Genomic DNA, 8458 nt, shown 5'->3' on the forward strand with positions numbered 1-8458 from the left:
GGCTATGGCTGAGTTTCAGGCGGAGTTTTTATGTTTGGGGCGGCGGCTTCTTCTCGCGGCGTAGCGCCCATTTGATCTGGGTGGAATCGGACACGGTGTCGCCGGTCACGACGACCTGATTGGTCCGGCGCGGCTCGTCGCCGTCGCCGAAGCCGCCACCGAGATAGATGCTTTCGGACACCTCCAGGACGGCGCCGGTCGCCCGCAGGCGCCAGACGGCGCCGCTCGGCAGTTTCAGCAGCACGCTGTCTCCCCCGGCGACCGCCGCCGGGGTGACGCTGGGATGCAGGTGGAAGCGGAGCGCGAAGGGCGTGCCCGCCGGCCCTTCCAGCGTGTCCTCGCCGCGCAGGTCGTCGCCGTTGTCCGCCAGATAGAGGCGGCGGCGGTGCAGCAGGCCGAAGGAGCGGACATAGCCGTCGTGGGTCGCTTCGACCAGCGTGGCGCCGTCGCCCTCGATCCGCTCGCAGGTGATCCGGCCGGGCCGGCGGCCGAGGCCGCCCTGTTCCAGCACCTGGGCCGAGTTGGTCTCCGCCACCGCCAGGGTGGAATGTGCGGCGGTCGCCGCCAGCGCTCCGCGCCAGGGGCCGAAGCGGCTGGGATGCGAGCCGCAGTTGACGATCAGCCGCTCGCGCCCGACCGTCAGTTCGAAGCTGAGCGTGCCGGCATGAGCGTCGGTGTCGAGGCCGGGGGGCGGCGCCTTGCCCGTGTCCATCACCAGCGTCGTCCGGCCCGCCAGCATGCGCTCGAACCCGCAATGGGGGGCGCTTTTCAGCGGACGTCCGCGCGCGTCGGACTGGGCCAGGACCGTGTCGGTCATGGCCGGATCGGCTTCGCGCCCGCCGTTGAACAGCGACAGCCCGCCGTCGCCGTGGCGGAAGAAGCGGAGCGCCGGGGTCATGCGGTCGATGGCGTGCTGGAGCACTTCCGGCACTTCGTGCCGGGCAGCGCGCAGGACCGTCCGGATGTCGATCAGGTGGCGCAGCACCAGCATGTGGCGTTCGGGATTGCGCTCGACATGGCCGCCGTCGGGCAGCACCTGGGCCGGAAGTTCGCGTTCCAGCAGCTTCAGGGCTTGGCCGAGCGCCTTGTCGCAGCCGGGCAGGCACAGCCCGCCGAAGGCGAGGCCCCGGACGGCGCTGAGCAATGCCGAGCCCTGGAGCGGGCCGGGGACGACCCTGGACAGGTGTGTGGTCTGGCGCGCCAAACTTTCGAACACGCGGGAGCGGAAGGCGTCGTCGGCGCTCTGGCAGTAGAAGTCGTGCTGCGCGATCCAGTTGGCGATGCGCGTGCCCAGCACGTCGGGCGCCCAGGAATCGGAGTTCCAGCCGTGGTTCTGGTCCAGCCAGCTCGTGATCAGCGTCCGGGCCTGCCGGCGCGCTACGTCGCCGCCGACGGCGCGCAGGTCGCGCAGCCAGTCGAAGCTGTTCATGCAGGCGATCCACGTCCGGCCATAGCCGTGTGCCGGCACCCAGACCGGCTCTTCCGCCTGCATCACGTCGCCGCCGAAGGGGAAGACGCCGTCCATGATGGCGGCTCCCATGTCGGAGTCGCCCGGCCACGGGTCGTTGGGCACCGCCGCAAGTCCGGTGACGCCCCGGCCGCCCAGCGTCAGGCCGTAGAGGGGGTTGCCGAAGGCGAACGCCCGCGCGCCCTGCTTCAGCCAGCCTAGGGTGTCGCGCTGGCTCGTCATGCCGCCTCAGGCACCCCGCAGGCGGCGGATATTGCCGGCATAGGCATCCGCCCCGCCGGTGAACGTCGCCGTGCCTGCGACAAGGACGTCGGCGCCGGCCTCGATCGCGGCGGCCGACGTGTCGAAATTGATGCCGCCGTCGACTTCCAGGTCGATCTGCCGTCCGCTCTCGTCGATCCGGCGGCGCAAGGCGCGGATCTTGTCGAGCTGCGAGCGGATGAAGCTCTGCCCGCCGAAGCCGGGGTTGACGCTCATCACCAGGATCAGGTCGAGATCGTCGATCAGGTAATCGACCGCTTCGACCGGCGTCGCTGGGTTCAGCGAGATGCCGGCCTTCTTGCCGAGCGACTTGATGAGCTGGATGGTGCGGTGGGTATGGGCGCCGGCTTCCGGATGGACCGTGATGATGTCGGCGCCGGCCTTGGCGAACTCCGCGATGAAGAGATCGACCGGCGAGATCATCAGGTGGACGTCGAACACCTTGGCGGTATGGGGCCGCAGGGCCGCAACGACGGCCGGACCGATGGTGATGTTGGGGACGAAGTGCCCGTCCATCACGTCGATGTGGATATAATCGGCGCCAGCCGCATCGATCGCACGCACTTCCTCGCCCAGGCGGGCGAAGTCAGCCGACAGGATGGACGGTGCGATCAGTGTCGAATGTTGCATGGCAAAACAGTCCTACCAAGTCGGGTGGGGTGTGCGCAAGATCACACATGATCCTGCCGGATGCAGGTGAGAATTGCGTTAAACCGTCGGGACTATCTTTTCCCCGCGTCATGTCCGCTTGACCAGCCGTGCTATGAAAAACCCGTCGATCCCGCCAAGTTCCGCCAGATGGCCCGGCAGCGTGCGGACTTCGCCGTTTTCGTTGATCAGTTCGGACAGGCCGCCGAGCTCGTCGGGAGTGACCGGCGACCGGTCGACCGGCGCTCCGGTCGACAGCAGATGGGCGATCCGCTGCTCGCCCTCTTCCGGCTGGAGCGAGCAGGTGCAGTAGATCAGCGTGCCGCCCGGCTTGACCAGATCGACCGCATGGGCGAGCAGGCGGCGCTGGGCGCCGGCCAGCTTGGTCACGTCTTCCTGGGACTTCAGCCGCATGATGTCGGGATGGCGGCGGATCGCGCCGGTCGCGGAGCAGGGCGCGTCGAGCAGGACGGCGTCGGCCAGCTCGTCCGGCTTCCAGGTCGCGGCGTCGGCGGTCAGCGTGTCGGCCCACAGGTTGAGCCGTTCCAGGTTGGCGGCCAGCCGGCGCAGGCGCCGTTCCGAGCGGTCGAGCGAGGTGACCTTGGCGCCGGCCGCCGCAAGCTGGGCCGTCTTGCCGCCGGGGGCCGCGCACAGGTCGTAGACGGTCTTGCCCGCGATATCGCCGAACAGCTTGGCCGGCAATGCGGCGGCGGCGTCCTGCACCCACCAGGCGCCGTCGTCGTAGCCGGGCAGTTCGGAGACCTGTCCGCCGCTGGCCCGCCGGATCGTCCCGGTCGGCAGCACGGTCCCGTCCAGTTTCGTCGCCCATTCGTGGGGATTGGACTTGGCGGTAAGGTCGAGCGGCGCCTCGATCAGGTTCGCCTCGACGATGCCGCGCGTGCGCGGCGTGCCGTAGGCAGTCCGCCACGCAAGCCACAGCCAGTCCGGCGTGTTGAGCCGTCCGGCGTCCTGCTTCTTCACGATATCGGCGCCTTCGCGGGCGACCCGGCGCAGCACGGCGTTGATCAGGCCCTTGTAGTGCTGGAGCCCGCGCTGTTCCGCGATGGCGACGGAGGTATCGACCGCGGCATGGGCCGGCGTGTCGAGGAAGACGAGCTGGGCGGCGCCCAAGCGCAGGATGTCGAGAACTCCGGCCTTGATCGGGTCGGGCTTGGTCAGCGTCTCGGTGATCAGCGCGTCGATCTGTCCGAGCCGGCGCAGCACGGTTGCGACCATCAGCCGGACGAAGCCGCGGTCGCGCGGTTCGAGCGCGTCAAGCCCCTCGTGCGCGTCGAACGCGTCATCGAGCGGGATCTTCTTGCGCAGGACCGTTTCGAGCAGGTCGAGGGCGGCGCCGCGCGCGGCTAGGGAGGCATCGGTCATGCCGCGCGGTTTAGCGCGCGGAAGGGGGCTTGTCGAATCGGAAAAGCCATCCCGCCGCAATCCGTCCGGCATCGCTGCCATGAAGGTCGGGCGTCACGGTCCCGGCGGAAGAAGGAACCTCCCGCCGGGCGTACCTATAGATGACTGAAGGCCGGGCGTCAGACCGCGACCTTGAACTCCGCTTCGGTCTTGGACTTGATGTCGTCCACGGTGACGCCGGGGGCCATCTCGATCAGGGTCAGGCCACCGCCGTTTTCGTCGACCTGAAAGACGCCCATGTCGGTGATGATCAGGTCGACCACGCCGGTCCCGGTCAGCGGCAGGTTGCACTGCTTCAGGATCTTCGGCTCGCCGTCCTTGGAGGCGTGCTCCATGACCACGACCACCTTCTTGACGCCGGCGACGAGGTCCATGGCGCCGCCCATGCCCTTGACCATCTTGCCCGGAATCATCCAGTTGGCGAGGTCGCCGTTCGATGCTACCTGCATGGCGCCCAGGATCGACAGGTCGATATGGCCGCCCCGGATCATGCCGAAGCTGTCGGCGCTGCTGAAGTAGCTGGTCTTCTGCAACTCGGTGATCGTCTGCTTGCCGGCGTTGATCAGGTCGGGGTCTTCCTCGCCCTCGAACGGGAAGGGACCCATGCCGAGCATGCCGTTCTCGCTCTGGAGCGTGACTTCGATGCCGTCGGGGATGTAGTTGGCGACCAGCGTCGGGATGCCGATCCCTAGGTTTACATAGAAGCCATCGCGCAGTTCCTTCGCGGCGCGCGCCGCCATTTCTTCACGTGTCCATGCCATTTTATCGATCCTCCCCTTGATTCTCAGGCGCGCTTGCGGACGGTACGCTGCTCGATGCGCTTCTCGGCATCGGGCACGTGGACGATGCGCTTGACGAAGATGCCGGCGGTGACGATGTGGTCCGGATCCAGCTCGCCCGGCTGCACGAGGTTCTCGACCTCGGCCACGGTGACCTTGGCCGCCGTCGCCATCATCGGGTTGAAGTTGCGCGCGGTCTTGCGGTAGACGAGGTTGCCTTCGGTGTCGCCCTTCCAGGCGTGGACGACGGCCAGATCGGCGAACAGGCCGGTCTCCATCACGTACTGCTCGCCGTTGAACTCGCGGACTTCCTTGCCCTCGGCGACCAGGGTGCCGACGCCGGTCTTCGTGAAGAAGGCGGGGATGCCGGCGCCGCCGGCGCGGCAACGCTCGGCCAGGGTGCCCTGGGGATTGAACTCGATCTCCAGCTCGCCGGCCAGGAACTGCTTGGCGAAGGTCTTGTTCTCGCCGACATAGGACGAGATCATCTTCTTGATCTGGCGCGTCTCCAGCAGCACGCCCAGACCGACATTGTCGATGCCGGCGTTGTTGGAGATCACGGTCAGGCCCTTGACGCCGCTGTCCCGGATGGCCTCGATCAGAGTTTCCGGAATGCCGCACAGGCCGAAACCGCCGGCCATGATCGTCATGTCGTCGAAAAGCAGTCCTTGAAGGGCGCTCTTGGCGTCGGCATAGACCTTCTTCATCCCCTTATCCTTGTCTCTTTATTGTTGATACGCCGCTTGGCCTGTTCGGTATTCTCAGCCGTTAGCGTCAGGGATAGTGCGGTGCGGCACGTCCTGTCAATCCAACGCATGCTTGCGGGCGGGATGAGCGCGTTTTATCCATGCCGCTGCCGTTATAAACCCTCATTTTCGCTAGAAGGTTCTGTCGCGATGTCCATCCAGTTCCTCGGGCAAGGGTCCGGCCGTGCTTGATCTGGCCCTGACATCGGCGGTGGCGCTGCTGGTAACCATCGACCCGGTCGGGACCGGCCCGATCTTCGCGGCGCTGACCAGGGGTTCCGACGATGCGCACCGGCGGCGGATGGCGATCAAGGGCGTCCTGATCGCCGCGATCATCCTGTTCGTGTTCGCCTTCGTCGGCGAGTTCCTGCTGCGGGCGCTGGGCATCGGCTTTCCGGCCTTCCGGATCGCCGGCGGAATTCTGCTCCTGCTGCTCGCCATCGACATGGCCTTCGCGCGGCCCAGCGGCATACGCAGCACGACCGCGACGGAACAGGAAGAGGCGACCCACAAGGAAGACATCTCGGTCTTTCCGCTGGCGATCCCGCTGATCGCGGGGCCGGGCGCGCTGACGTCCCTGCTGCTGCTGATGGGCAGGGCGCACGGCGACATCTGGGGCCAAGCGGTCGTGCTGGGCGTCCTGGCGCTGGTGCTGCTGGCGAACCTTGCCGTCCTGCTGGCGGCGGCCAAGGTCAGCAAGCTGATGGGCGTCACGGGCGTCAACGTGATCAACCGGGTGCTCGGCATCCTGCTGGCGGCGCTGGCCTGCCAGTTCGTGATCGACGGCATCCTGCAAAGCGGAATCGTAAAGACATGACCAGTGAGAACAAGGCCAGTGACAACAAGGCCAGTGCGAACAAGACGGGGGGCTGGACCATCGGCTTCGACGGCGACGATACGCTATGGCACAACGAGTCGATCTTCTCCATGACTCAGGAGAAGTTCCGCGCCATGCTGGGCGAGGACTTGGCGGCCGATGTGGACCGCCGGCTGCTCGATACCGAGCGGGGAAACCTCGGTCTGTTCGGCTACGGCATCAAGGGCTTCATCCTGTCGATGATCGAGACGGCGATCGAGGTCACCGACGGGCGGATCGAGGCCCGCGACATCCAGGCGATGATCGAGGCCGGCAAGGCGATGCTGCGGCATCCCGTCGAGCTTCTGGACGGCGTCGCCGAAACGGTCGAATACCTCAGCCACAGCCATCGCCTGGTGCTGGTCACCAAGGGCGACCTGTTCGACCAGGAAAGCAAGATCGCCCGCTCCGGCCTTGCCGAGATGTTCGACGCGATCGAGATCGTGTCGGAAAAGGACCCCGCCACCTACCGCAGGGTGCTGGCCCGGCATGGGATCGCTCCGGAGCGGTTCCTGATGGTCGGCAACTCCGTCCGGTCCGACATCCTGCCGGTGCTGGAGATCGGCGGGCGTGCCGTCCACGTGCCCTACCACATCACCTGGGCGCACGAACATGTCGAGCCGCCGGAGCAGGGATATGAACGGATCGACGGCATGGCCGAACTGACCGGCATCGTCCATGGGCTTGGACATTGAGCGGGATGGCCGATGAGGTGAGGGAGAACGGCCGCAGGCCCGATCCCAGGGTCGCCGGACTGACGCCCGAGTTCGTCGACGAGGTGCGCGATGCCCTCGACCGGGGCCAGCCCGACCGCGTGCGGGATCTGGTGACGCCGCTCGGCTATGCCGATCTGGCCAACCTGCTGGAACCGCTCGACAGACGGGAGCGCGCGGCGCTGGTCCGCGCCATCCACGACAGCTTCGACCCGACCGTCCTGACCGAACTGGACGACAGCGTGCGGCTGGACGTGGTCGAGCAGTTCAGCACAGCCGACCTTGCGGCGGCCATCGCCAAGCTGGAAAGCGACGACGCGCTGTACCTGATCGAGACGCTGGACGACGACCGCCGCATCGCGGTCATGCAGGCGATGCCGGCTGCTTTCCGCGCGATCCTGGAACAGGGGTTGTCGTATCCGGAATCGAGCGCCGGCCGCCTGATGCAGCGCGACGTGGTCGCGGTGCCGGGCTTCTGGACGGTAGGCGAGACGATCGACTTCCTGCGCCGCAGCCATGGCCTGCCCGACGATTTCTACGACCTGTTCGTGGTCGATCCCGCCCATCGTCCCGCCGGGACGGTGCCGACCAGCCGGGTGCTGCGCAACCCGCGCGAGACCCGCATCCGGGACATCATGGACGACCGGGGCCTCAGCGTGCCTGCCACCATGGACCAGGAGCAGGTGGCCGACATCTTCCGGCGCAACGATCTGGTCACCGTCCCGGTCGTGGACGACGCCCAGCGCCTGATCGGGGCCATCACCGTCGACGACATCGTGGACGTGATCGACGAGGAGGCGGAGGAGGACATGCTCGGCCTCGCCCGCACGGGCGAGCGCGACATCTTCGCGTCGCCGCTACGGACGGCGCGGCGGCGCCAGAGCTGGCTTCTGGTCACGCTGGTCAACACGATCCTGGCGTCGCTGGTGATCTCCCGGTTCGAAGGCGCCATCGCCGAGATCGTGGCGCTGGCGATCCTGATGCCGATCGTGGCCGCCATGGGCGGCAATGCCGGGATGCAGGTGGTCACCGTCATGGTGCGTGCCCTGGCGGCGCGAGACCTGACGGGCGGCGGGACGTGGCGGGTGGTCGGCAAGGAGATCGTGGTCGGAGTGATGAACGGCGTCGTCTTCGCCACCGTCATGGGCACCATCGCGACCCTGTGGTTCGGCGACTGGGGCCTGGGGGCCGTGCTGGCGAGCGCCATGATGTTCAACATGATCTGGGCCGGGCTGGCGGGAACGCTGATCCCGCTGACGCTCAACCGGTTCGGGGTCGATCCGGCGGTGGCGGCGGGACCATTCCTGACCACGACGACGGACGTGCTGGGCTTCTTCGTCTTCCTGGGACTGGCGAGCGTGTTCTTGCTTTAGGGGTGCCGGCGACGTCGGGTGGGGTGACCCGCCATATAGCTGGCAGTCCTGCCCCAAACCGTCGTGCCAAGACTTGATCTCACAGGCGCTAATTCAAAGCGCTCCTGCGCGTCACGTAGGCGTTCCTCTCCACTCTACCGTCATACCCGGACTTGATCCGGGTACCTCCTGGCGGAGGCTGACGTGAGGACT

Annotated in this window: 8 protein-coding genes; 3 read left to right on the top strand and 5 right to left on the bottom strand. The window is 67.2% G+C overall.

The features are described 5' to 3' along the window. Positions 1-28: 28 nt before the first annotated feature. From AC5JJ6_RS30570 to AC5JJ6_RS30590, 5 genes are all read right to left on the bottom strand, one after another. Positions 29-1690, bottom strand: a complete 1662-nt coding sequence (locus AC5JJ6_RS30570; RefSeq protein WP_496045670.1) for a heparinase II/III family protein — start codon at positions 1688-1690, stop codon at positions 29-31. Between the two features lie 6 nt (positions 1691-1696). Further along, positions 1697-2359 (bottom strand): ribulose-phosphate 3-epimerase, encoded by a 663-nt coding sequence (rpe, locus tag AC5JJ6_RS30575; protein WP_496045671.1) that lies wholly within the window; start codon positions 2357-2359, stop codon positions 1697-1699. Positions 2360-2467: 108 nt separating this feature from the next. Continuing rightward, positions 2468-3760: an RsmB/NOP family class I SAM-dependent RNA methyltransferase gene (locus AC5JJ6_RS30580; RefSeq protein ID WP_496045672.1), complete on the bottom strand. Its 1293-nt coding sequence runs from the start codon at positions 3758-3760 to the stop codon at positions 2468-2470. 158 nt (positions 3761-3918) lie between these two features. Next, positions 3919-4560, bottom strand: a complete 642-nt coding sequence (locus tag AC5JJ6_RS30585) for a CoA transferase subunit B (RefSeq protein WP_496045673.1) — start codon at positions 4558-4560, stop codon at positions 3919-3921. Between the two features lie 23 nt (positions 4561-4583). Further along, positions 4584-5285, bottom strand: coding sequence for a CoA transferase subunit A (locus AC5JJ6_RS30590; RefSeq protein ID WP_044428801.1), 702 nt, complete (start codon positions 5283-5285; stop codon positions 4584-4586). Positions 5286-5508: 223 nt separating this feature from the next. Here AC5JJ6_RS30590 and AC5JJ6_RS30595 point away from each other — a divergent pair, with 223 nt between their 5' ends. Genes AC5JJ6_RS30595 through mgtE form a run of 3 tightly spaced genes read left to right on the top strand, consistent with a single transcriptional unit; the run spans position 5509 to position 8266 of the window. Next, entirely contained in the window at positions 5509-6141 is a 633-nt protein-coding gene (locus AC5JJ6_RS30595; protein ID WP_496045674.1) for a MarC family protein, read from the top strand. Beyond that, positions 6138-6875: an HAD family hydrolase gene (locus AC5JJ6_RS30600; protein ID WP_496045675.1), complete on the top strand. Its 738-nt coding sequence runs from the start codon at positions 6138-6140 to the stop codon at positions 6873-6875. The genes AC5JJ6_RS30595 and AC5JJ6_RS30600 overlap by 4 nt, the downstream gene beginning before the upstream one ends. 5 nt (positions 6876-6880) lie before the next feature. Then, positions 6881-8266 carry a magnesium transporter gene (mgtE, locus tag AC5JJ6_RS30605; RefSeq protein WP_496045676.1) on the top strand — a complete coding sequence of 462 codons (1386 nt, stop codon included), beginning with the start codon at positions 6881-6883 and terminating at the stop codon, positions 8264-8266. The last annotated feature ends 192 nt before the right edge of the window (positions 8267-8458 follow it).

This window comes from Skermanella sp. (genome assembly GCF_059503625.1).